27 protein-coding genes and 1 pseudogene are annotated in these 21727 nt (G+C 62.7%); 16 read left to right on the plus strand and 12 right to left on the minus strand.

Annotated features, from left to right (window positions below):
* Positions 1-21: 21 nt before the first annotated feature.
* Both UF78_RS14845 and UF78_RS14850 read right to left on the minus strand, forming a co-directional pair.
* Positions 22-468: an SRPBCC family protein gene (locus UF78_RS14845; protein ID WP_045162991.1), complete on the minus strand. Its 447-nt coding sequence runs from the start codon at positions 466-468 to the stop codon at positions 22-24.
* A 306-nt stretch (positions 469-774) separates the two neighbouring features.
* A complete protein-coding gene (locus tag UF78_RS14850; RefSeq protein ID WP_230623659.1) occupies positions 775-1104 on the minus strand; it encodes a winged helix-turn-helix transcriptional regulator in 330 nt (109 codons plus the stop codon).
* A 141-nt stretch (positions 1105-1245) separates the two neighbouring features.
* Between UF78_RS14850 and UF78_RS14855 the strand changes: the two genes are divergently transcribed.
* From UF78_RS14855 to UF78_RS14865, 3 genes are all read left to right on the plus strand, one after another.
* A complete protein-coding gene (locus UF78_RS14855; RefSeq protein WP_045163271.1) occupies positions 1246-2307 on the plus strand; it encodes an SDR family oxidoreductase in 1062 nt (353 codons plus the stop codon).
* A 93-nt stretch (positions 2308-2400) separates the two neighbouring features.
* Positions 2401-2889, plus strand: coding sequence for an RNA methyltransferase (locus UF78_RS14860; RefSeq protein WP_045162993.1), 489 nt, complete (start codon positions 2401-2403; stop codon positions 2887-2889).
* Between the two features lie 517 nt (positions 2890-3406).
* Entirely contained in the window at positions 3407-3883 is a 477-nt protein-coding gene (locus tag UF78_RS14865; protein WP_052679334.1) for an AAC(3)-I family aminoglycoside N-acetyltransferase, read from the plus strand.
* A gap of 109 nt (positions 3884-3992) precedes the next feature.
* Here the strand turns inward: UF78_RS14865 and UF78_RS14870 are convergent, their stop codons facing one another.
* Positions 3993-4613, minus strand: coding sequence for a TetR/AcrR family transcriptional regulator (locus UF78_RS14870; RefSeq protein ID WP_045162995.1), 621 nt, complete (start codon positions 4611-4613; stop codon positions 3993-3995).
* Positions 4614-4713: 100 nt separating this feature from the next.
* On the opposite strand from UF78_RS14870, the gene UF78_RS14875 reads away from it, so the two are divergent.
* Positions 4714-5454, plus strand: coding sequence for an SDR family NAD(P)-dependent oxidoreductase (locus UF78_RS14875; protein ID WP_045162996.1), 741 nt, complete (start codon positions 4714-4716; stop codon positions 5452-5454).
* Positions 5447-6661, plus strand: a complete 1215-nt coding sequence (locus UF78_RS14880) for an MFS transporter (RefSeq protein WP_045162997.1) — start codon at positions 5447-5449, stop codon at positions 6659-6661. Before UF78_RS14875 ends, UF78_RS14880 begins: the two co-directional genes overlap by 8 nt.
* A gap of 52 nt (positions 6662-6713) precedes the next feature.
* Here UF78_RS14880 and UF78_RS14885 read toward each other — a convergent pair whose 3' ends face one another.
* Positions 6714-7142, minus strand: a complete 429-nt coding sequence (locus UF78_RS14885) for a helix-turn-helix domain-containing protein (RefSeq protein ID WP_045162998.1) — start codon at positions 7140-7142, stop codon at positions 6714-6716.
* Positions 7143-7224: 82 nt separating this feature from the next.
* Between UF78_RS14885 and UF78_RS14890 the strand changes: the two genes are divergently transcribed.
* From UF78_RS14890 to UF78_RS14905, 4 genes are all read left to right on the plus strand, one after another.
* Positions 7225-7722, plus strand: coding sequence for a DUF2938 domain-containing protein (locus UF78_RS14890; protein ID WP_045162999.1), 498 nt, complete (start codon positions 7225-7227; stop codon positions 7720-7722).
* Between the two features lie 44 nt (positions 7723-7766).
* On the plus strand, positions 7767-8363 hold the full coding sequence (locus UF78_RS14895) for a flavodoxin family protein (RefSeq protein ID WP_045163000.1): 597 nt from the start codon (positions 7767-7769) through the stop codon (positions 8361-8363).
* Complete coding sequence (locus UF78_RS14900) at positions 8363-8590, plus strand: DUF2798 domain-containing protein (RefSeq protein ID WP_045163001.1); 228 nt, start codon at positions 8363-8365, stop codon at positions 8588-8590. Before UF78_RS14895 ends, UF78_RS14900 begins: the two co-directional genes overlap by 1 nt.
* Positions 8591-8807: 217 nt before the next feature.
* The gene (locus tag UF78_RS14905; RefSeq protein WP_045163002.1) at positions 8808-9194 is read left to right on the plus strand and encodes an ester cyclase; all 387 of its coding nucleotides are present in this window, start codon (positions 8808-8810) and stop codon (positions 9192-9194) included.
* Between the two features lie 107 nt (positions 9195-9301).
* Here UF78_RS14905 and UF78_RS14910 read toward each other — a convergent pair whose 3' ends face one another.
* The gene (locus UF78_RS14910; protein WP_045163003.1) at positions 9302-10039 is read right to left on the minus strand and encodes a GntR family transcriptional regulator; all 738 of its coding nucleotides are present in this window, start codon (positions 10037-10039) and stop codon (positions 9302-9304) included.
* 210 nt (positions 10040-10249) lie between these two features.
* Here UF78_RS14910 and UF78_RS14915 point away from each other — a divergent pair, with 210 nt between their 5' ends.
* The 4 genes from UF78_RS14915 (at position 10250) to UF78_RS14930 (ending at position 14958) form a co-directional block, all read left to right on the plus strand.
* Positions 10250-11083: an amidohydrolase family protein gene (locus tag UF78_RS14915; protein ID WP_045163004.1), complete on the plus strand. Its 834-nt coding sequence runs from the start codon at positions 10250-10252 to the stop codon at positions 11081-11083.
* 31 nt (positions 11084-11114) lie between these two features.
* The gene (locus tag UF78_RS14920; RefSeq protein ID WP_045163005.1) at positions 11115-12416 is read left to right on the plus strand and encodes an SLC13 family permease; all 1302 of its coding nucleotides are present in this window, start codon (positions 11115-11117) and stop codon (positions 12414-12416) included.
* Between the two features lie 94 nt (positions 12417-12510).
* Positions 12511-14433, plus strand: a complete 1923-nt coding sequence (locus tag UF78_RS14925; RefSeq protein WP_045163006.1) for a methyl-accepting chemotaxis protein — start codon at positions 12511-12513, stop codon at positions 14431-14433.
* Between the two features lie 177 nt (positions 14434-14610).
* Complete coding sequence (locus UF78_RS14930) at positions 14611-14958, plus strand: cupin domain-containing protein (RefSeq protein WP_045163007.1); 348 nt, start codon at positions 14611-14613, stop codon at positions 14956-14958.
* Positions 14959-15087: 129 nt separating this feature from the next.
* Here the strand turns inward: UF78_RS14930 and UF78_RS14935 are convergent, their stop codons facing one another.
* The 6 genes and pseudogenes from UF78_RS14935 to UF78_RS14945 form a co-directional block, all read right to left on the minus strand.
* The gene (locus UF78_RS14935; protein WP_045163008.1) at positions 15088-15978 is read right to left on the minus strand and encodes an NAD(P)/FAD-dependent oxidoreductase; all 891 of its coding nucleotides are present in this window, start codon (positions 15976-15978) and stop codon (positions 15088-15090) included.
* Between the two features lie 97 nt (positions 15979-16075).
* Complete coding sequence (locus UF78_RS14940) at positions 16076-16534, minus strand: Rrf2 family transcriptional regulator (RefSeq protein WP_045163009.1); 459 nt, start codon at positions 16532-16534, stop codon at positions 16076-16078.
* An 81-nt stretch (positions 16535-16615) separates the two neighbouring features.
* A pseudogene (locus UF78_RS22915) lies at positions 16616-16726 on the minus strand (AraC family transcriptional regulator); the annotation flags it as partial.
* Positions 16727-16860: 134 nt separating this feature from the next.
* Entirely contained in the window at positions 16861-16989 is a 129-nt protein-coding gene (locus UF78_RS23185) for a hypothetical protein (RefSeq protein ID WP_268988826.1), read from the minus strand.
* Positions 16990-17137: 148 nt separating this feature from the next.
* On the minus strand, positions 17138-17290 hold the full coding sequence (locus UF78_RS23015) for a hypothetical protein (protein ID WP_196298680.1): 153 nt from the start codon (positions 17288-17290) through the stop codon (positions 17138-17140).
* 160 nt (positions 17291-17450) lie between these two features.
* Positions 17451-17885, minus strand: a complete 435-nt coding sequence (locus UF78_RS14945; RefSeq protein WP_045163010.1) for a transcriptional regulator — start codon at positions 17883-17885, stop codon at positions 17451-17453.
* Positions 17886-18125: 240 nt separating this feature from the next.
* Between UF78_RS14945 and UF78_RS14950 the strand changes: the two genes are divergently transcribed.
* On the plus strand, positions 18126-18590 hold the full coding sequence (locus tag UF78_RS14950) for a hypothetical protein (RefSeq protein ID WP_045163011.1): 465 nt from the start codon (positions 18126-18128) through the stop codon (positions 18588-18590).
* A gap of 91 nt (positions 18591-18681) precedes the next feature.
* Here the strand turns inward: UF78_RS14950 and UF78_RS14955 are convergent, their stop codons facing one another.
* Complete coding sequence (locus tag UF78_RS14955; protein ID WP_045163012.1) at positions 18682-19533, minus strand: CAP domain-containing protein; 852 nt, start codon at positions 19531-19533, stop codon at positions 18682-18684.
* A 157-nt stretch (positions 19534-19690) separates the two neighbouring features.
* Between UF78_RS14955 and UF78_RS14960 the strand changes: the two genes are divergently transcribed.
* Positions 19691-20392 carry a response regulator transcription factor gene (locus UF78_RS14960; RefSeq protein ID WP_045163013.1) on the plus strand — a complete coding sequence of 234 codons (702 nt, stop codon included), beginning with the start codon at positions 19691-19693 and terminating at the stop codon, positions 20390-20392.
* Positions 20392-21723: a HAMP domain-containing sensor histidine kinase gene (locus UF78_RS14965; protein WP_045163014.1), complete on the plus strand. Its 1332-nt coding sequence runs from the start codon at positions 20392-20394 to the stop codon at positions 21721-21723. Before UF78_RS14960 ends, UF78_RS14965 begins: the two co-directional genes overlap by 1 nt.
* Positions 21724-21727: the final 4 nt, after the last annotated feature.

Here is a 21727-nt window from a genome sequence, read left to right on the forward strand (position 1 = left end):
CGTCCTCGTCGCGCCAACCAATTACTCGTCCGGAATATCCGCCTCGACCAGCTTGGCCAGTAGCGTCAGCGATTCCTGCCAACCGAGGTAGCACGCCTCGGCTGGAATGACGTCGGGAACGCCTGCCTGGGTGATGTTCAGCTCGGTACCACAGGAAACCGGTGTGAACGTCACCGTCACTTCCATGGCGCCCGGCAGGCCCGGATCGTCGAACCTGTCTTCGTATCGGATCCGCTGGTTTTCCAGCAGCTCAAGATACTGGCCACCGAAGCTGTGGGTCGCCCCTGTGGAGAAGTTGGTGAAGGACATCCGATAACTGCCGCCAACACGGGCATCGAGCTCATGCACCTTGCCGGTGAAGCCATTCGGTGGCATCCATTTGGCCTTGGCGTCAGGGTCGAGAAACGCGCGGTAGAGTCGATCAGGTGAAGTTCGCAAGACGCGATGAAGGCGGATGGTGCTGGGCATGGCTGTCTCCTTTGATTGCGGGTTTGCCTTGATGGCCTTGATAGTCGAACGAAGGAGAAGGATTTCGACGCCAGGCTTGAATTTTTCAGCGCACTCGCACTCGCCGCGACCCAGCGTGAAGCCACGAACGATATGCCCGCATCGGCCTGAGCCGTCCGAACGTGCAATCCGACGTCGAGGCGATAGTGCGCACGATGGGCTGCGATGGCAGCACTTCGATGTTCTTCACCGCCACCAATATGGCCATCAGCGTAGTCCACGGAGCGACGTTGGTGATTGGCGGCTAGCGCCCCCTCAAAGCGTCACCTAGCCTCGCCGTCTCGACGTCCGCCTCGGCTGCAGCTGGTCCAGAGCAGCGGCGTTCTGCCTGGCCCAGTCGTAGATCATCTCGATCGGCTGCACCATGAGCTCGCCCAGCGGCGACAGCGCATAGCTCACCGCCGGCGGCACCGAATCAATCGTGTGGCGCTCGATCAGCCCGCTGTCCTCCAGCTCACGCAGCGTCTGGATCAGCATCTTCTTGGATATACCCGGCAGGCTTCGATGCAATGCACCGCTGCGCGCGGTGCCGTCGTGCCGCGCATGCAGCGTGTGCAAAATCATGCTGGTCCACTTGGTCGAGAAGATCTCGAGCACGCGTCTTGGGGCGCAGTCTTCGCGCCATTGTTCTTCGTCAGAGCCGGGTTGCATGAGGGATGGTTACCATTTGGTGCCGACTTGGATCGGCATTTTCGAGTGGGTAAGGTGCAGGCCTGTTTCGTTTTGTGGGGTCTGAAGATGACAAATCAAGCACTGGTGGTCGGCGCGAGTGGAATCGTGGGCAGCGCGGTATCTCGACTGCTGGCCAAAGAAGGTTGGGCAGTCGCTGGGCTGGCCCGTCGGCCGAACGCCGAAGCGGGTATCACGTCGATCAGCGCGGACCTGCTGGACCCATCTGCCCTGGTCGAAGCGTTGAAAAGCCTTTCGCCCACGCACCTCTTTCTGACCACCTGGGCTCGCCAGGACAGCGAAGCGGAAAATATCCGCGTCAACGCGCAGATGGTTCGCAATGTGCTCGAAGCGGTCCGGCCGTCTGGCTCGGTTCGCCACGTGGCACTGGTCACCGGCCTCAAGCATTACCTCGGTCCGTTCGAAGCCTATGGCAAGGGTTCGCTGCCGCAGACGCCGTTTCGTGAGGAACAGGGGCGGCTGGAGGTGGAGAACTTCTACTACGCCCAGGAAGACGAGGTGTTTGCGGCGGCAGACCGAGACGGCTTCAACTGGAGCGTGCACCGGCCTCACACCATCACCGGCGTCGCCGTGGGCAACGCGATGAACATGGCGACTACGCTGGCCGTGTACGCCTCGATCTGCCGGTCCACTGGCCGGCCATTCCGCTTTCCAGGCTCGGAAGTTCAATGGAACAGCTTGACCGACATGAGCGACGCCGACCAGTTAGCCAGGCATCTGCGCTGGGCCTCGACCACGCCAGCGGCGGCCAATCAGGCCTTCAATATCGTCAATGGTGATGTGTTCCGCTGGAAATGGATGTGGTCGCGCATTGCCGAGTGGTTCGGCATCGAGGCGGTGCCGTTCGATGGCCAGCCCGCCCCGCTGGAGCAGCAGATGGCAGGCGACGCGACGGCCTGGAGCGAGATGTCGAAGCAGTTCGGCCTGACCGAGCCGGACATCGCCAAACTCATCTCACCGTGGCACACCGATGCGGATCTGGGCCGGCCCATCGAGGTGGTGACAGACATGAGCAAGAGCCGAAAGCTCGGCTTCCTGGATTACCAGGCGAGTGACGAAGCATTCTTCGCAGTGTTCGACAAGCTGCGTGCCAACCGGCTCATTCCCTGAGCGACGCCAGACGGGCTTTAGCGACCGCACCCGCGCCCGCCCCGTATACTTGCGCGTTCCCGCGCGAGTACGCCTTTCTGTGAGCCGCACACCTTGAGCAACAAACGATATGCCTGCATCGGCCTGAGCAATCCCAAGTCGCCGTCCAATGTCGGCGCAATCATGCGTGCGGCAGGCTGCTATGGCGCCGCCTCGGTGTTCTACACCGGCACCCGCTACGACCGCGCCAAGGATTTCATCACCGACACCAAGAAGGTCCATCAGGATATTCCGTTGATCAATATCGACGACCTGCGCAAGATCCTGCCGCTCGGTTGCGTGCCCGTCGCCGTGGAGCTGGTCGAGGGTGCTCGCGCCCTTCCCGAGTACACGCATCCGGATCGTGCGCTGTACATCTTCGGCGCGGAGGATGGCTCGCTGAGCAAGGAAATCCGCGACTGGTGCGAAGACGTGGTCTACATCCCCACCAACGGCTGCATGAATCTCGCGGCGACAGTGAACGTGGTGCTCTACGACCGCCTGGCCAAAGGCAACAACACCCGTTCCGGCCCGCAATTTGGCGCCGCGGCGAAAGGCACCTGATTCGCCGCCGCCACGCCTCGGCCACCCTGGCCGTCGACGTCAGCGATCGACTGACGGGCCACGATTGGCGCACGATTTACATGAACGGCGTGACGATCAGGCTGTAGAGCCAGGATCGACGAATGGTTGATCTCAAGAACGCCCCATGAGCCGGCCGCCTCAAGGAAAAGGTCGCGAATCGTCGATTCAGCCTAGTCGTTGGTGAATGCCAATCCATATCAGCGCTTGGCCAAGCCGAACAGCGCGCCTGATTCGGTTGGCAGTGTGATGACGCGCGGATGACGACGACGCCTGGCCCCGCCTTTTCTCCGACGCATGACATCCAAGCCCTTGCAACGAGCCGGGACAAACCAGACGAAGCCGTACCGGTACGGGCCCTGCGCGGTCGCAGGCAACCGATCATGAGGCAGGCGCCGAGCGTCTATCGTTATGGGCGAAGAACCTGAACCAACCCTGCCGACCAAGCCGGTCAACCCGGCCTGACAACCTTAACGCCAGACGGCACGAGGCGATCAATATGACTCCGGAGATCAACATACGCCGGCTCACCGCGAACGATGTCTTGCACATGCGGAACATGCTCGCCATGTTCGGGCAGGCTTTCGAAGACATTCCCACCTATACCAAGGATCAGCCCTCGACGCCGTATCTCGCCGAGCTTCTGTCTGGCAACAGCTTCGTCGCGCTCGCTGCGTTCGAGGACGATCGCGTCATTGGCGGGCTGGCTGCCTACGTGCTGCCGAAATTCGAGCAGCCGAGGCGCGAAATCTACGTCTACGACCTGGCAGTCGCACAATCGCACAGACGCCTCGGCGTCGCCACGGCACTGATACGAACGCTACAACGCGTGGCCAAGGAGCTGGGCGCCTATGTCATCTTCATCCAGGCCGACTACGGCGACGAACCGGCAGTGGCGCTTTACACCAAGTTGGGCACTCGCGAAGAGGTTCTGCACTTCGATATCAACACCGAATCCCAGGATAACCCCGCCTGACGCGCTCATTCCTTGTGGGCACATCAGTGCGCGACCCGGTACGTTTTAGCTCCCACAGCCCCGCTTGCCGGTCTGCCACCAGTGCAATGGAGCCGGCAGGCAGACCGAATCACGCCGGTGAAGGCGTCGCCTGCGTCAGCGGCTGCCACGCCGCCAGTGCGCTACGAGCGATGCTTTCGAGCGCCTCGCGATCCGCACCGTCGCGCGCCTGGATCGACATGCCCTGTTGCACGGTGATGTAGTAGCGGGCCACGGCTTCGAGATCCACGGTGGGTGAGAGTTCTCCACGCTCGATGCCCTGGGCCAGATGTTCGGCGAGCAGGCGGGTGTTATGCGCGCGCCTGGCGGCTAGCTCGGCGCGGACGTTCGCACTGGCTTCCGTCGCGTGCAGTGCGGAAAGGATCACCAGGCAGCCACGCGGCTTGTCGCTGCGGCTGAACTCGCGCGCGGTGGTCATGAGCAATGCCTCGACCGTGCCATAGGCGGTCGACGCAGCCAGCGCCGACGCCCAGATCGGTGCGCCGTCCGTGGCGCTGTAAAGCGCTACTGCCTCGCGGAACAAGCCTTCCTTCGAGCCGAAGGCGGCGTACAGGCTCGGTGAGCCGATGCCCATCGTCGAGGTGAGTTCCGCCATCGAGGCGCCTTCGTAACCTTTTTCCCAGAACAGCTCCATCGCCTTCGCAAGCGCCTGTGTCCGGTCGAAACCCCTGGGTCTGCCGCGCTCTGCCATCGCTCTCACCAATTATGTATTGATCGACACAGAAAATGATTGACAACCTTTCCGAGGCCACCGCATTCTGTATCGGTCATTATATATTGAGGAACAGCTCATGTATCCACTCGAAGGAAAACGCGCTTTCATCACCGGTGCAAGCCGGGGCATTGGCGCAGCCATCGCACGTCGTCTGGCAGCAGACGGTGCTGACGTCGCCATCGGTTATGAACGTTCTGCAGGCCCAGCACAGGCGCTCGCCGACGAGATCGTCGCCCAGGGCCGACACGCCGTGGCGGTCCAGATGCAGGCCTCCTCGCCGGATTCGATCCGCGAAGCGGTGGACCAGGCGGCTGAGCAGTTGGGCGGATTGGACATTCTGGTCAACAACGCGGGCATCATTCGCGGCGGCCCGATCGAGACGATGAGCCTGCAGGACATAGACGACACGCTGTCCATCAACGTGCGTGCGGTAATCCTTGCGTCGCAGGCCGCGCTGACACACATGCCGGAAGGCGGCCGGATCATTTCCACCGGCAGCAACCTGGCCGAGCGCGTACCCGAGGACGGCCTGAGCCTCTATTCGGCAAGCAAGGCGGCGCTCGTCGGCTGGACCAAAGGGCTGGCACGTGATCTCGGCCCGCGAGGCATTACGGTGAACGTGGTGCATCCCGGTTCGACCGATACCGACATGAACCCGGCCGAAGGCCCCCGTGCCGAAGCCCAACGCAACCGCATGGCGATCAAGCGCTATGGCCAAGCTGCAGACGTAGCGGCCCTGGTCGCGTTTGTCGCCCGCGACGAAGCCCGCTCGATTAACGGCACCGGACTGACCATCGATGGCGGCGCCAATGCCTGAGCCGGGGCAAACCGGGCGCGATGCGGTCTTGCGGCACGCACTCTGGCTACTTGCACCGGCCATCACACTGGTGGTCGCCAGTGAGTTCGTGGTGGTGGGGCTGCTGCCGCTGGTGGCAGGCGAACTGGGCGTCTCGCTCGCCGAAGCGGGACGCCTGACCGGCCTGTTCGCGGTGTCCGCAGCGGTGGCCGGCCCGGGGCTGACCTTGCTGGCGAGCCGCTGTCCGCCTCGCCACGTCATGGCGGCGACGTTGCTGCTGTTCGCGCTGGGCAATGCGGTGATGGCCTGGGCATCGGATTTCAGCCTGTTGCTGATGGCGCGTATCGCACAAGGCGCGGTGCTCCCTGCGTTCATCAGCGTTGGTGCGGCAGTGGTGACAGCGCTGGCGCCACCAGAGCGCAGAGGCAGGGCGCTGGCCAACGCCAACCTCGGTTTCGTGCTGGGCGTGCTGTTGGCATTACCGGCGGGTGCAGCACTCGCCCAATGGGGCAGCTGGCGTTTGCCGTTCATGCTGCTGACGGTCGGGTCGTTGGTAGCGGCGGTGGCGATAGGGCGAAGCTTTCCCGTGGGGCGTCCCGCCGACGCTCCTTGTGTAGCCGAACAGCTCGCTCTATTGCGTCGGCCGACGTTCCTCGGCCATCTGCTGGTGACCATTCTGTTGTTCGCCTCGATGTTCGCCGCCTACACCTTCGTTGGCGCCTGGCTGGAGGCGTCGTTGGCCCTTTCCGGAAGCCAGCTCGCCATCGCCCTGCTGCTCTTCAGCGCGGTGGGCGTGCTCGGCAATGGTCTAGCCGCTCGTGTGGCCGATAGCGCGCCGGTCGCAGCAACGGTAACGGCCGTGCTAGCGCTGGTCGCCGCCATCAATCTGGCCCAGGCATTTGTCGGCGTACTACCGGCGGTGGTCGTGCTGCTTGGCATCTGGAGCGTCGCACACACGGCCGGCGTCACACTGAGCCAGGTGCGGGTGACGATGGCTGGCGATCACGCACCGGCGTTCGCCATGACCCTGAATATTTCGTGCGCCAACCTGGGCATCGCCGCTGGTGCGTTCGCCGGTGGCTGGGGCATCGATCGATGGGGCCTGGACGCTATCGGCTGGGTACCGATCACCTTTGCGGCGCTGGTCGTGGTGCTGAGCGCCCTGCTCGTCCTCCCGCCCTCACGTCGTCCCCGCCCCCTTGGGCAACGCTGCGAATCCGCCGGATAAGCGCGCGGTAGAGCAGGCCCTGGGTGGCGCTTAGGTACAGTGCGCCTGTCGATCACCTCTCCGGGCGACCGGCGCGCTTGGTCCGCCCGCGCTTAAGCGTTCCCGGCACCGCCGCTTTCAGCAATCGCTGGAACGTAGGGCATTCGGCATGGCTGGGCGCCGGGCAGACGGCGGCGTGGCGCAGACCTTTGCTCATGGCACGAAGACGCCTGATGGTCGCGTCCAGTTCATCGGCCTTGGCCGCCAGCATGGACCGGTCGATGTTGGGTGTGCCGTTGGGCGCGAACATCGCGCGAATTTCCTCGAGCGTGAAACCGGCCGACTGGCCGAGCGCGATCAACGCCAGTTGATCGAGGACCTGCGGCGCGAAACGACGCCGTTCGCCGGGGCGGCCGAGCGAGGTAATCAACCCCTTTTCTTCGTAGAAACGCAGCGCTGACGCCGGTACGCCAGAACGTCTGGCCACGTCTGAAATATCCATGAGCGAGCCTCTTGACCTCAAGTTCACTTGAACTTGTAGAGTCGCGCCGAAACACCATTCGGTCAATCAGCGGGAGGCTCCCATGACATCACTGACGCACTTATTCATTCTGGCCTGTGGCCTGGGTATCGGCGCAACCGCGGTCATGGACCTGTGGTTGATGGTTCTCAACCGCCTCGGGGTCGCAACACTCAACTTCGCCTTCATCGGACGCTGGGGCGGTCATCTGCTGCGCGGCCAGCTTAGGCACGAAGCGATCGCCAAGTCACAGCCGATCAAAGGCGAACTGGCCCTCGGCTGGCTGTTGCACTACGCAACCGGCATCGCCTTCGCCGCGCTGCTGCTCGCCCTTCAAGGCAGCGCATGGGCCTTCGAACCGACCCCTCTGCCGGCACTGACAATGGGGCTCGCCACCGTCGTCGTCCCCTTGTTCGTCATCCAGCCAGCCATGGGCTCCGGCTTCGCCGCGCGCCGGACGCCCACGCCCCTGAAGAACTGCCTGCGCAGCCTGGCCAATCACGGCGTGTTCGGACTCGGTCTGTACCTGTCCGCGGTAGCGCTCGCCAGCTGGCTGAAATGAACGCGCCACTTTCTTACCCACGAAACTCCGTTGGAGAGCACGCCATGACACACATCGCCATCATCTACCACAGCGCCAAGGGCCGCACCGCGCACATCGCCCGAATGATCGCCGAAGGGATCGGCCAGGTGTCCGGCACCGAAGCGCAGCTGCTCGAGGCCGGGGCGCTTGCCTCAGCGCCCGACACCATGCTGCCGTTCGACGGTTATATCCTCGGCTCGCCGACCTATCTGGGTGGCGTGTCGGCGCCGGTCAAGGCGTTCATGGACGCCACCGGGCCGCTGTGGCGCACGCAGCGATTGCGCGGCAAGCTGGCCGCCGGCTTCACCGTGTCGTCGTTACCGGCCGGCGACAAACAGTCCACGTTGCTGTCGATGTTCACCTTCTGCATGCAGCACGGGATGCTCTGGGTGGGCAACCCGATCCTGCCGGAGCAGCACCAGGGCGTGCCTTATGAGGAGGCTGCCAATCGCCTGGGTTCCTGGTCCGGGCTGATGGCTCAGGCGGACAAACAATCGGCTGCCGATGCCTTCGCGCCGGGCGATATCAGGACGGCGCGGATGTTCGGCCAGCACTTCGCCGAAACGCTGCTGCGCCTGCACGGCCAAGTGCCAGTCGCACCGACGCTGGAGGCCTGCTGATGATCGCCCGTCGATACGCCCCGCTGCTGTTCGCACTGCTGCTTTCCGGGTTCATGTCGCTGATGGTATCCGGCATCTCGACGCTGCGCGCGACAGGCCCCGTGCCCGGCTTTTTCGAGCTCTGGATCAGTGCCTGGCTCGCCGCCTGGCTGTTCGCCTTTCCCGCGGTGCTGCTGGTCACACCACTGGCTCGTCGCGTGGTCGAGCGACTGGTCAAGGCCGAGTGATTGGCAGGTCCGTCCCGACGTGGCGAGCTGTCCCGCCACATCGTCGCCGGATCTGCCGGCTCGCGGCCAGCGTTATCGCGATGGTATGGACTGGAAATGACGCGTGGAAAAGGCTTCGCCGTTTTCCACCCTACGCCCCCAATCAAATGCCGCGGCTCTGCTAGGCTCAGTCGTTCGCACTTCACTGAGAACCAGCAGTGACACCTGGAGGGCAACCATGACCGGCGCCGAGCTCACCGATTGCTACCGCGGCTATATTGCCTGCCTGAATAGCCAGAACTGGCCGGAGCTGGGCCGTTTCGTCGATGACGAGGTGCAGTACAACGGTGAACGAGTCGGGCTGGACGGTTATCGCAGAATGCTCGAGGACGATTTCCAGGCGATTCCGGATCTGCATTTCAACGTGGATCTGCTGGTAGCCGAGCCGCCTCGCGTGGCGTGCAGGCTGCTGTTCGACTGCACGCCAGCAGGCACGCTGTTCGGTTTTCCGGTCAATGGAAAGAGGGTCGCCTTCAGCGAGAACGTGTTCTACGAATTCCAGAATGGGAAGATTCGGCACGTTTGGTCAGTGATCGATAAAGCGGCGGTTGGCGCCCAGGTCTAGCACCCAAGGCACGCGATCACGGTTACAGGTCGATTGCATGCCAACGCGATGAAACGCCGCTGGGCAATCCACGCAGCCCGTTAGCCCGACTTTCGTTTGCGCTCGCCTCAGGAAATGTCGATCTGATAGCGAAAGCCATCGGCCGTCGCGCGGGACATGCGGTATTCCAGTGGGGATCGATCGTAGCCCAGAGCCGTTCGCTCGATAACAACTACCGGCGCGCCCTCGTCGATCGACAGGGTCTTCGCCATGGCGCTGTCGGCTGCGCCGACGGTGAGCGTTTCCTTGGCCGAGGCGATGCACTGGCCGCACTGCTGCTCGTAGAACGGATAGAGCAGTTCGCCAAAATCCTCGGAGTCGATCTCCAGTAGCGCCCCGAAACGTGTGGCGGGCAGCCAGATCTCTTCATGGAACAGGGTCCGGCCTTCGATCATGCGCAGCCGTTCCATGTGCACAACCTTCTCGCCGTGCTCCAGTTTCAGTGCCATTGCTACCTTCGGCGACGGCTTTTGCAGCGTCTTGGACAGGATTCGGCTGGTGGGAATTTCGCGCCCACCGCTGGCGTTCACCTGCCGGAAGAAGCGCGCCAGCGACGCATCGAAGTTGGGTCGGCGGACGAAGGTACCGCGACCCTGGCTACGCAGCAGCAAACCTTCATTGACCAGCGTATCCACGGCCTTGCGCACCGTGCCGATGGCCACGCCGTAAAACTTGGTCAGTTCCGCTTCGGTCGGAATGGGCGCACCGGGCGTCCATTCGCCGGCCGCAATCTTGGCCAGCATTTCTTCCCGCAAACGCTGATAGAGCGGCAAGCGTTGGTCGTATCCAAGTGTCGGGGCATTCATCTTTTATCGGTCCTGTTCCGCAGCGCAATCACTCTACCACTGACCCGTCGATTGACAGATATCCACTGCTGCATATATGGTCATCCATTCATATATATGACTAGATGTCAGCGTAATGATATGACCACACCTGTCGGCTTGCGTTTCGCGGCCTGACGTTAGCGGACGAAAGGACGTTCGTCACAACAATCGACCAGGGTTATTTCGCTTATGACCGGCCTTCAACCGCCCGCGCTCACCGGCGTGGACACCCACGCTCATATTTTCCGCCAGGATCTGTCGATGGCTCCGGACCGTCGTTACAGCCCCCATTACGATGCGCAGGTGGAGCAGTTCCTCAAGCATCTCGATCGCAACGGTTTATCGCATGGCGTGCTGATCCAGCCGAGCTTTCTGGGGACGGACAACCGGTTCATGCTCGATGCGCTCCGCCGTTACCCACAGCGGCTGCGTGCCGTGGCGGTGGTCGAGGTGGATATCAGCGAGACGCAGCTGGACGAGCTGGCGGCAGCCGGCGTGGTGGGTATCCGCCTGAACCTCATCGGCAAGACGTTGGCCGACTACTGCGGGCCCGCCTGGAGCGCCCTGTTCGAGCGCCTGGCCCGACGCGGCTGGCAGGTCGAGATCCAACGCGGCATCGATGACGTGGCGTTGATCATCCCGGCCATCGTGGCTTGCGGCGTCGACGTGGTGATCGATCACTTCGGCCTGCCCACCGGCGGCATCGACAGCGAGAAGCCCAGCCACAAGGCCTTTCTCGCGTTGCTCGGCGACCCGCGCGTATGGCTCAAGTTGTCGGCGCCTTATCGCAGCCAGTCGGACCTGGCTCGGGCACGGCAGATTCTGGCGCAGGTTCGCGAGGCCAGCGGTGGCCTTTCGCGCTTCCTCTGGGGCAGCGACTGGCCCAACACCCAGTTCGAAGACCAGACCGACTACGACCGACAGGTCGCATTCATCACAGCGCTGCTACCGGACGCGGACGAACGCGCCCAAGTGCTAACGAAAAACGCGGCGAAGCTGTTCGGCTTCGACGTTTCTCGCTAAACGATCCATAACAACAATAGGACTTCCTCTCATGATGAGCCTGCTCGTCGTCGCGGCAATCGTGGTTGCCGTCGCCCTTGGCTACAAGACCAAGATCAATATCGGTCTGTTCGCGATCGCCTTTGCCTACCTGATCGGCTGTTTCGGGATGGGACTCAGCCCCTCTGAAGTGATCAGCATGTGGCCGCTGAAGATCTTCTTCATCATCTTCGCGGTGTGCCTGTTCTACAGTTTCGCCACCGTCAACGGCACGTTGGAAAAGCTCGCCGAGCACCTGATCTACCGCTGCCGGACGATGCCACAGCTGCTGCCGTTCGCCGTCTTCTTCACCGCCACGGTGATCTCGGCGATGGGCGCTGGCTACTACACGGTGCTGGCCTTCATGGCGCCGATCACCCTGCTGCTCTGCGAGCGGACCGGCATGAGCCTGATAGCCGGCGGCATGGCAGTGAACTATGGCGCCCTGAGCGGGGCGAATTTCGTTTCCAGCCAGAGCGGTATCATCTTCCGTGGCCTGATGGTCAACGCCGGCATCCCGGAAAACGACGCCTTCATCAACGCGGCAGCGATTTTCACCAGCACCCTGGTGATCCCGCTACTGGTGATCTCCGTGCTGGTATTCCTGACCGGGCATGGCAAGGCCATGAAGACCTCGGCCTACGTGGCGGCGGAACCGACGCCGCTGAACCGCGAACAGAAGATCACGCTATGGCTGACCCTGACGATGATGGCCATCGTGCTGGTGGCGCCCATCATGCGGATCGCTTTTCCGGATAACGCCACGGTCGGCTTCATCAACTCGAAAATGGACATCGGCCTGATCGCCAGCCTGTTTTCCGTGATCGCCCTGCTGCTCAAGCTGGGCGACGAGCGCAAGGCCATGGCCTCGGTGCCCTGGGCGACGCTGATCATGATCTGCGGCGTGGGTATGCTCATCTCGGTCGCGATCAAGGCCGGCACCATCGACCTGCTCGCCTCGTGGATGGGCAGCAGCATCCCGCCGATCATGGTGCCGATCGTCTTTGGCATCGTCGCGGCGTTCATGTCGCTGTTCTCCAGCACCCTGGGCGTGGTCACGCCGGCGCTGTTTCCGATGGTGCCGCCGATTGCCGCAGCGCTCGGGATCGACCCGATGATCCTGTTCGTTGCCATCGTGGTCGGCGCGCAAGCCACCTCGATCTCGCCGTTCTCCTCCGGTGGCAGCCTGATCCTCGGCTCCTGCCCGACGGAGCAAAGCCGCTCATCGCTGTTCCCGCAGTTGCTGTTCCGCGCTGCGCCCCTGGGCTTCGTCGCGGCACTGATCTTCAACGCGCTGCTGACCTTCGTCTACTGAAACCACGCAGCCCGGCGCATAGGCACCGGGCTGCGCGCTGGCCCCGCGCAGGGCAATCGGCACCGAATCGATTTTTGGAAAGGAGAAACACTCAATGAAGAACTGGTTCGCCGATATCAGCATGACCAGGAAGCTGGCGATCGGCTTCGGCTCGGTGTTGCTGCTCACCGCCGCGTTGGCCGTCTATGGCTGGCTCAGCCTCGGCAAAGTGACCCACCGCGGCGAGCTGATGGCCCAGATCGCTTCGCTGAACGAAGCATTGGCCGAGCTGAAGGTCGCACGCCTGCAGTACATGCTCGATAACGGCGACGTGAAGTCGTCCGAGGCCGTCGACGAGGCCATCGAGTGGTTCTCGACTCGGCTCGAGGAGATCTCTCCGAACTTTTCCAGCGCCGAAGATTTGGCGCTGCTGCGCAAGCAGGGTGAACTGATCCAGCAATACCGCACCTCGCTGCAACGGATGCGTGACGCCTATGCTGCCGGCGCCGCCGCCCGCGCGAACATGGGTCAGCAGGCAATGCTTGCCAGCAAGCCGATCGACGCCATGGGCAAGACGATTGAGCAGATGCCGGCGGACGCCGAAAACCGCTACGCAGGCCTCAAGGCGATCTCCGAGCTGCGCATGAACTGGCAGCTGGTGCGCTACCAAATGCGTGGTTACAACACGACGCCGACCGACCAGGTCGCGGCGCTGGTCGAACAGCAGATCGGGCAGGCTCGGCAATCCGCCGCGCGCCTCAAGACGCTACTCGGGGAGTCGTTCTCCACTCAGGTCGCCGTCACCGAGCAAGCCCTCGACGGCTATCTCGCCGCGCTCAAGGCGGTGGTCGCGCAGACCGAAGCGATCGCGACAGCGCGCCAGGCCATGACGAACCAGACCGCCGAAATAAGCCGTCTCAGCAAGGCCCTGACCCAAGCCCAGGATGCCAGACGTGCCGACGAGACCGCACAAGCCCGCATCACCCAGATGACGGTTGCCGGTCTGGCCCTGCTCATCGGCCTGCTGGCCGCCTGGCTGATCACTCGGCAGATCACCCAACCGCTGGCGGATACGCTGGTGGTGGTCAGGAAAATCGCCGCCGGCGATCTGACCGACCAACGCCGCATCGCGCGCCGGGACGAAATGGGCGCGCTGCAGCAAGGCGTGATGGGCATGGCGGCAACCTTGCGCGAACTCATCAGCGGGATCCGCGACAGCGTTACGCAAATGGCCAGCGCCGCTGAGCAATTGTCCACCATCACCGAGCAGACCAGCGTCGGCATGAACGGTCAAAAGATCGAGACCGATCAGGTGGCAACGGCGATGCACGAGATGTCTGCGACGGTGCAAGAAGTTGCACGCAACGCCGAGGAGGCCTCGCAAGCCGCCAGCGAAGCGGATCGCGAAGCACGCGCGGGCGATGCGGTGGTGGCCGAGGCGGTCACCCAGATCGAACGGCTGTCGCAGGAGATGCTGCGCTCCACCGAAGCCATGGCCAAACTGGAGTCCGAGAGCAACCGAATCGGCAGTGTCATGGACGTGATCAAGACGGTGGCCGAGCAAACCAATCTGCTGGCCCTCAATGCGGCGATCGAGGCGGCGCGTGCCGGTGAAGCGGGACGTGGTTTCGCGGTGGTCGCCGATGAGGTTCGCGGCCTGGCCCAGCGCACACAGAAGTCGACCGAAGAGATCGAGCTACTGGTTGCCGGTTTGCAACAGGGCACACAACAGGTGGCCGTCGCCATGCAGAACAGCCACAACCTGACCGAAAGCAGCGTCGAACTCACGCGCAAGGCCGGACTGGCGCTCAACGACATCACCGCCAAGGTCTCGAACATCCAGGCGATGAACCAGCAGATCGCCGCCGCTGCCGAGGAGCAAGGCGCCGTCGCTGAAGAGATCAGCCGCAGCGTGATCAACGTACGCGACATCTCCGAGCAGACCGCCACGGCCAGCGACGAGACCGCTGCCTCGAGTGTCGAACTGGCTCGTCTCGGCAACGAGTTGCAGGCGATGGTCAGCCGGTTCCGTGTGTAAACGCTACGTATCGCTGGGCAGGTCGACGCACGAACGCCGGAGCCTAAAAGCGCTGCGCACGGCAACGTTCACTGCCGCGTACAGCGCAGATGGGCATCCAGGCGTCGACCCCAGACAATTGGACAACGTAACGCCGCTCTATGGTGGGCGACCTACCCCGCCTCACCAGGAGCGCCCATGGCCAACCCACCGATCACCGTACTGCGCGATACCCAGCCCATGCCCGTCGTCGATGCCTGCAAATGGGAGCGAATCGAAGGCGAACCGCATACCGTCAATCTCAATGCCTACACCTCCGATGACGGCAGCAAAATCATGGGCACCTGGATCTGCACGCCGGGCAAATGGCGGGTGGAATACGTCAAATGGGAATACTGCCATTTCCAGGAAGGCTACTGCATCATCACGCCGGACGGCATGGAGCCCATCCACCTCAAAGCCGGCGACATCTTCGTAGTCGAGCCGGGCATGACAGGAACTTGGGAAGTCGTCGAGACCGTCCGCAAGTACTTCGTCTTCGCCTGACGGCCGCGGCATTGGCGAGCGTTCCCATGTGCGATATGGGAACGTCTCGGCTCCAGCCTTACTGCCTCCAAACCGTTGAATGGTAGAGGGACTCGCGTTTCACTACCGACGTTTCGCCGTTCTTCGCCGTCAGATCCCGAACATCAGCGCCCGATGTGCCGCGGCACCCGCCATCGCACCATCACCTACCGCCAAGGGCACCGATCCTGCCGCTCGTGCCGCGTCGCCGCATGCGAATACCCCCGGGATCGAGGTGGCCTGGGTAGGATCGGTTTTGATGAAGGGCCCCAGCGGGCCCTCCTGCATCGCGCAACCCAGTTGCTCGATCAACGCCGAAACGCGTATGCGCGGCGCGAGGAAGATGCCGTCGAACGGCAACCGGCGACCATCGGCCAACTCCACATTCATCGGTTCGCCCTCCTTCAGCCGGATCACCCGGGTTCGCTCCAGTGCGGCGCCTCGCGCTTCGAGCTGCGCCAGTTCTTCGGCGGAAGGCTCGAACACCTCGTTGAGCAGTAACGTCGTGCTGCCCCAGTCGGGCAGCATCAGGGCTTGGTGCATCGACAGCGACGAAGTCGCCAGCACGCCAATCCGGCCCTGGTCGAGCTCGTATCCGTGGCAATACGGGCAATGGAAAACCTGCTTGCCCCAACGCTCGGCCAGCCCCGGGATCGCAGGCAATTCATCGACGATGCCGTTGGCCAGGATCAACAGCCGTGCCCGGTGGTCGTTTCCGCGTGCATCGGTCAGACGAAAGCCCTGCTCGTCGCGCTCGACCCGCGTTACTTCGGCGTGTAGCCAATCGACGGTGTCGTAGTTCATCAGTTGGGCACGACCTTCGGCGGCAATTTCATCCGGGGGAGCGCCATCCTGAGTCAGAAAGCCATGGGACGCCGCAGCAAAACGGTTGCGCCGCAAACCTGCATCAATCACCAACACCCGCCGGCGGGCCCGCGCCAAGGGTAGTCCTGCCGATAACCCCGCATAGCTCCCGCCGATAATGATCACGTCATAGAACACAGCGCTCACCTCTTCGGCAATTTATGTATCTTTTAAAGTTACACTAATAATCGAACGAAAAGAAACTGCTTTCCATTGAGGCTTCAGATGAGCTTGATCAGTGGGGCTTATGCGTGGCAGGCATCGCCTGGCAGGTGCTGTAAAGCGCGTTGAACTCGTTCGACAGATCGGCCAGGGTCAGCGAGCCCAGCCTTTGCAACAGCAGGGCTTCAGCTTGTTGCAAGGCTTCTTCGAGTGCCGAATTGACCACCCGTTCGACCAGGCAATCTGGGTTGTCGCGATCCGCGCCGATGGCGAAGATGCGCGGTCCGCCAACAGCGTGATGAATGTCCAGCAGCGTCACCTGCTGCAAATCGACCGACAGGCTCCAGCCCCCGTTGTAGCCTTTGTCCGCACGCACGTAGCCGGCTTTGCGCAGGCCCGTCATGGTGCGGCGCACAACCGCCGCGTTGGTCCCGAGCATCTGCGCGATCTGCTCGGAGGTGACCGGGCGTTCGTCACGCGCCATGTGCAGCAGGACGTGAAGCATGCGGGAAAGACGGCTATCGGTTCTCATGGCGGGCTTTTCGAGTGGCGGCAAGGTCGGCTCGCACCATACCTCGCAACCGGTGCGAAGGCACGCGGCGGGTCGTTCGCGCTAGGGCAGATAGGGCTCGATGTTGCGCAACCCACGTTCGACGTAATCCGCCTTTTCTCCTACGGGTGCGACGTAATGCAACGCCTCGGCTGCAGCATCGAGAGTCAGAATGGCGATATGCATGGCAAAGCTCGGCGCTGGGCAGGTTGGATCATTCTCAGCGCGACGAGGATCGGCGAGTAGGCACAGTTATCCGTCGCGATACCGGTACAGGCCCGGAACGATACGGCTCAACCAGCGGCCGTTCAGGACTGTTTGGCCAGCACCAGCACGAACCCCACCACGATCCCGGCCAGGGAGATCAACCAGCCGATCCGGTGCGCACGGTTCTTTTCGGCTTGGCGAACGGGATCTACGGGCTTCTTTTTTCTCACGGTTCCACTGCCTCTCGCTGAATAGGGCGCGTTCCGGGGGCGAACCGTCCCAAACGCAACGCGCGCCTTTGTAGGCCGTGAGCGCGGAATTGTCCAGCGAGCAGCCTGTCCTTCACCCTGGAAATACGTCTGGGCTGCTACCGCGAGACTACCCCAGCGGGCTTTCTCCCGGATTCGGTTCATTGCCGGGATCACCGCCCTCGTCCGGCTCGGCCGAATCACCCGACCCGGGTGCATCACCGTATTCATCGTAATCGGGTGGTGTCAGGCCATCCTTGAGTGGATCTTTCGGATCGGTCATGGCTGCGCTCCTCTTCGCGATGAAAAGACCAGAACGACTTCCCCCTTTTTGATGCACGAGCCGCTTCATCGTTCGCCGTCGGCGAGCTAGCGCGCGTCGGGTCGTATTTGACACAGACCTGCCGCTTGGGAATCCGTGTCGGACCGCAAGCGCGGTTGGCTCAAGGAGATCGCTTCGTGACTGTCCGAGCCGGAGGCCTTCCGGCTGCTTCGCCTGTCTTGGCGAAAGCCTTGATCACGTCGCGTACGACCTTACGCTGCTCATTTGGCAGTGCCAGGAAGGCGTCGATGGCCTCTCGGTCGTCATAGAAAGCCGGGTCTTCCCACTGCGCCCGCTGCTCACGGATCGCAGTCACCGCCCTGTCACCAAATCGCAAGGCCTGAGGCTCGACCTTCAACCACTGCGCGATGACCTGAAGCTTGTCCTGCGAGGGGATGGACTTTCCGCCGAGCCAGCGTGAAACAGCCTGAAAGGTCACCGACCGTCCCCAGTAACGCGAATTGAATTCGCGTTCCAGAACAGCAGGGCGATCAGGGTATCCCGCGGCAAGCATCGCAGTGCGCAGGCGTTCGGCAAATTCCATCTTCTCGTTCATGGAGTGGACGTTAAGTTCCAGCCCCATGCCCAACTGAACATGCTGTTGTACATAAAACTGAATTCATGCTTTCATTTCTCAAGAATGCTGTGAAGGACGACGGCATGTCGTTCGATCACGGCAATACGCTTGGTATCCTGAGGCCGTGCACGATAGTTCGACGCATCAGGACACGGGGCAGCTGGGTAACGAATGAAGAAGCCTGACGCCAATGCGGTTCGGGCAGCACGAGGACAAGGAATGCCTACCCTTCATTATCTGAATTTCGAGGGCCACAACCTTTGCGTAGCGCATCGACCAGACGGCCTTGTGCTGCTGGACGGTACAGCGCTGGCACGTTTGCTCGGATACGTCGACGAACTCGGCGCTCTGCATTCACATTGCCGGGTCGAGGGTTTCATCTTCGGCAACCAGCCTCGTCCAACGATCTGGATCGATATACACAACACCTACTGCCTGGTAACTCACAGCGAATCGTCGGTAGCCGAGCGCCTTGGCCATTGGATCAGCCATTGGTTGCTACCGCGCTTCAGCGACCAACGCTCGCAGCCCCATGTTCGAAAGGCCGTTATCGGTGAGCAGCCCCTACGGGTGCTGAACTGGCGGGACGAGTGCTGGATTTCGCTTCACGGAGCGATACGGCTACTCCGCATCGCTGACCAGAACGTGGTCAAAGCACTCGCGGACTTACGCAACTTTCGCTAATGCCAACAACAAATGCGCAGCTCAATGCCGACCCCTAATTGCCCCTGAGCGGTTGCCAGGGAGCGATAGCGCAGCGTCTCGGCCCGCCTGTTCATCGACCGCCAAACATCCCCACCCAGTAGATTCCCGCATCGCTCTGCGGGTCCACCGCGTAGGCGCCGCCCAGCTCGCTGAATTCCGGGTTCATTACATTGGCACAATGCCCCGGGCTTGCCAGCCAGCCCTCGACGATCTGCCGGGGACGGTCGAGCGCCGCGGCGATGTTCTGCCCGACCGGCGAACCGGGATAACCCGCCAGCTCGGCGCGGTCGCCCGGGGTGCGACCTTCAGGGTCGAGATGGCCAAAAAAATTGCCATTGGCCATGGCGCGGCTGTGGGTTTCGGCGAGGCTGGCGAGCGTCGCGTTCCAGCTCAAGGGCGGTGCGGCGGCAAAAGCCTTGCCAGCGCACTGATGAGCGGTTCCGCGGACGCGGTTGACCTCTTCGAGCAACCGCTGCCCTTCGCTCTGGGAATCCTTCAGATGGCCGCCGATCAGCGGGCGCGCCAGCACGATGCGCCAGTCGCGTCCGGCACGGCTGACGCCGACACCGGCGTACTGCGGATCGAGCACCACGCGACAGAAACTTTCACGCAATGCCTGCATGGCCGACGCGGCGTCGCGCGGGCCGGAAAGGCTAATGGCCTGCACACTGACCATAGGGTAACCAGCACGGGCCAACGCGCCCTGCAGATCACCGGAGCCGGTCGCCGGCAGCACCAGGCGCGAGTCGGACTGAAGCGGTGTCAGCTCTTCGCTGGCGCGGTTGTCGCAGCGCTGTACCTCACTGCGATAGGCATTGATCGAGTCGATCAGCTGCGCCTCCCCTCCCACATCGGCGGCGACCACAACGCGACCGCCACCGAGCAGTGCCATCAGAAACAAGGAAGACGAAAGCAGGCGCACGAAATATCTCCAGCAACAGTTGGCGGGACGCTGAAGATGCACCCAGCACGCCCCGAAAGTCGAGCCGGTGCGGCAAAACGCTACCTACCGCGGCCCACTTGCCGTATGGCGAGGACTCCAACTTATAATAGTTCTTATTTGCACCGGAGCCTTTCCATTGGCAACTTGCTCAGCTCAGCGGCTTCTGGCTATCGAGGACGACCCGATCCTGGGGGCGCACTTGAAAACATCGCTGGAAAACCGTGGATTCGACGTAACACTCGCTGGCGACGGTTCTACCGGCCTGGCACTGGCTCGCGATTCGACCTACGACCTGATCCTGCTGGATGTCATGCTGCCGGAACTCAGCGGTATGGAGCTATTAACCCAGCTGCGGAAGCAACGCCGCACACCGGTGCTGATGATGTCCGCGCTGGGCAACGAGGCGCACCGCATCCAGGGCTTCGACAGCGGCGCCGACGACTACCTGCCCAAGCCCTTCAGCGTCGAGGAATTACAGGTTCGCATCTCCGCCATCCTGCGCCGCGTGGCCTATGAGCGCAGTGCACCATCGGCGGTGAATCATGAATCGATACGCTTCGACGATCAGCGCTGCGATCTGCGCTACGAGGGGCGCTGGGTTGGCCTGACCGCCACTGAATACCGGCTGATGAAGGTGCTGCATGACACTGCCGGCGAGGTGCTGAGCAAGCCGTTTCTCTACCAGCAGGCGCTGCGCCGCGGTTATTCGCAACATGATCGCAGCCTGGACATGCACATCAGCAACATCCGCCGCAAACTGGCGCGCGAACAGGTGCTGAATTTGCGCCTGGAATCGGTATGGGGCAAGGGCTACGTGCTGGACCTGCAGGTCGGTTGATGCCCAATCGTCATTCACTGTTCTGGCGCCTGGTGGTGCTGGTCGCGGGCTTCTGCCTGGCAATGATCTGGGCCGGCGGCTACGTCGGCCATCATATCGACCGGACCAGTTCCTATCTGTCGCAGGAAGCCCACAGGGTACTCGCCGGCTATGCCGACGAGGCCCAGGCTGCCTTGCAAACCGGGCCGCAGGCACTGGCCCGATGGCTCGCGGACATGCGCCAGCGAGAGCCGGGCTGGCTGGTCGTGGTCGACGAACAGCTGCAACCCCTCGGCGGCCAAACCCTGACCGCCGCGGAGCGGCAGGGGCTCACGTTCGTGCGGCACTACGAATGGCCAATGAGCCGCCGCTATGAAGGCCTGCCGCTGATTTCCATCCCGATCGCTGATAGCGGCGCACGGCTGGTGATGCGTCTACCGGAACGCTTTCGCCCGTGGCGCCACTATGCGCTGCTCAGGGCCGGCGCGGTGTATCTGCCCCCGATACTGCTGTCCGTGCTGTTCTGCTGGTTGCTCTATCGCCTGTTGGTTTCGCCGCTCGATAGCTTGCGCCGGCAGGCCAATGCGCTACGCGGCAACCGCCTCGACTCGCTGCTGCCGCCCTCCATTGCCCGGCGCAACGATGAACTCGGCGAACTGGGCCACTCGCTGGAATACCTCACCCAGCGCCTGCGCGATTCGATCAACCAGCAACAACAACTGCTACGCGACCTGTCCCATGAATTGCGCACCCCGCTCAGCCGCCTGCGCGTGGCCTGCGAGAGCGAGCTCAGCGCGGAGGAAATGCGAAGCCGAACCGACCGCGAGATCACCCGTATGCAGCAGCTGGTCGATAGCACCCTGGAGTTCGCCTGGCTGGACAGTGAACAGCCCCGCTTTGAATGCGAGTCGGTGGACGTCGCAGCCCTGTGGGACGTGATCAGCGAGAACGCCTGCTTCGAAGCCGGCTGGCCGCGCGAGCGCATCCGGGCGCAGGTTCCGGAAGATTGCCAGGTGCTCGGCAACCTCAACGCGCTGGCGCAGGCCATGGAGAACATTCTGCGCAATGCCGTTCGCTACTCTCCCGCTCAGGGAACGGTGTGCCTGTCCGTCGATCGCGACGGGAACCACTGGAGGCTGCGCATCGAAGATCAGGGCCCGGGCGTGCCAACGGATCGGTTGTCGGTGATCTTCCTGCCATTCGCGCGACTCAGCGCCGCCCGTCCCGGCGGCGATGGTTTCGGCCTGGGCCTGGCGATCGCCCGTGGCATGGTGCTGATGCAAGGCGGCACGATCTGGGCCGAAAACGGCGATACCGGCCTGAGAATGACCATTCGCTTGCGAAGTGTATAGATTG

Source organism: Stutzerimonas stutzeri (assembly GCF_000952685.1).
Classification (GTDB): Bacteria; Pseudomonadota; Gammaproteobacteria; order Pseudomonadales; family Pseudomonadaceae; genus Stutzerimonas; species Stutzerimonas stutzeri_E.

Excerpts from the sequence above, each read along its gene's own strand:
- UF78_RS14915 (WP_045163004.1), top strand. The coding sequence starts at position 10,250 with ATGACCGGCCTTCAACCGCCCGCGCTCACCGGCGTGGACACCCACGCT.
- UF78_RS14945 (WP_045163010.1), bottom strand. The coding sequence starts at position 17,885 with ATGAACGAGAAGATGGAATTTGCCGAACGCCTGCGCACTGCGATGCTT.
- UF78_RS14855 (WP_045163271.1), top strand. The coding sequence starts at position 1,246 with ATGACAAATCAAGCACTGGTGGTCGGCGCGAGTGGAATCGTGGGCAGC.
- UF78_RS23015 (WP_196298680.1), bottom strand. The coding sequence starts at position 17,290 with ATGACCGATCCGAAAGATCCACTCAAGGATGGCCTGACACCACCCGAT.
- UF78_RS14905 (WP_045163002.1), top strand. The coding sequence starts at position 8,808 with ATGACCGGCGCCGAGCTCACCGATTGCTACCGCGGCTATATTGCCTGC.
- UF78_RS14925 (WP_045163006.1), top strand. The coding sequence starts at position 12,511 with ATGAAGAACTGGTTCGCCGATATCAGCATGACCAGGAAGCTGGCGATC.
- UF78_RS14895 (WP_045163000.1), top strand. The coding sequence starts at position 7,767 with ATGACACACATCGCCATCATCTACCACAGCGCCAAGGGCCGCACCGCG.
- UF78_RS14845 (WP_045162991.1), bottom strand. The coding sequence starts at position 468 with ATGCCCAGCACCATCCGCCTTCATCGCGTCTTGCGAACTTCACCTGAT.
- UF78_RS14940 (WP_045163009.1), bottom strand. The coding sequence starts at position 16,534 with ATGAGAACCGATAGCCGTCTTTCCCGCATGCTTCACGTCCTGCTGCAC.
- UF78_RS14865 (WP_052679334.1), top strand. The coding sequence starts at position 3,407 with ATGACTCCGGAGATCAACATACGCCGGCTCACCGCGAACGATGTCTTG.
- UF78_RS14885 (WP_045162998.1), bottom strand. The coding sequence starts at position 7,142 with ATGGATATTTCAGACGTGGCCAGACGTTCTGGCGTACCGGCGTCAGCG.
- UF78_RS14965 (WP_045163014.1), top strand. The coding sequence starts at position 20,392 with ATGCCCAATCGTCATTCACTGTTCTGGCGCCTGGTGGTGCTGGTCGCG.
- UF78_RS14910 (WP_045163003.1), bottom strand. The coding sequence starts at position 10,039 with ATGAATGCCCCGACACTTGGATACGACCAACGCTTGCCGCTCTATCAG.
- UF78_RS14920 (WP_045163005.1), top strand. The coding sequence starts at position 11,115 with ATGATGAGCCTGCTCGTCGTCGCGGCAATCGTGGTTGCCGTCGCCCTT.
- UF78_RS14950 (WP_045163011.1), top strand. The coding sequence starts at position 18,126 with ATGCCTACCCTTCATTATCTGAATTTCGAGGGCCACAACCTTTGCGTA.
- UF78_RS14930 (WP_045163007.1), top strand. The coding sequence starts at position 14,611 with ATGGCCAACCCACCGATCACCGTACTGCGCGATACCCAGCCCATGCCC.
- UF78_RS14890 (WP_045162999.1), top strand. The coding sequence starts at position 7,225 with ATGACATCACTGACGCACTTATTCATTCTGGCCTGTGGCCTGGGTATC.
- UF78_RS14880 (WP_045162997.1), top strand. The coding sequence starts at position 5,447 with ATGCCTGAGCCGGGGCAAACCGGGCGCGATGCGGTCTTGCGGCACGCA.
- UF78_RS14870 (WP_045162995.1), bottom strand. The coding sequence starts at position 4,613 with ATGGCAGAGCGCGGCAGACCCAGGGGTTTCGACCGGACACAGGCGCTT.
- UF78_RS14875 (WP_045162996.1), top strand. The coding sequence starts at position 4,714 with ATGTATCCACTCGAAGGAAAACGCGCTTTCATCACCGGTGCAAGCCGG.
- UF78_RS14900 (WP_045163001.1), top strand. The coding sequence starts at position 8,363 with ATGATCGCCCGTCGATACGCCCCGCTGCTGTTCGCACTGCTGCTTTCC.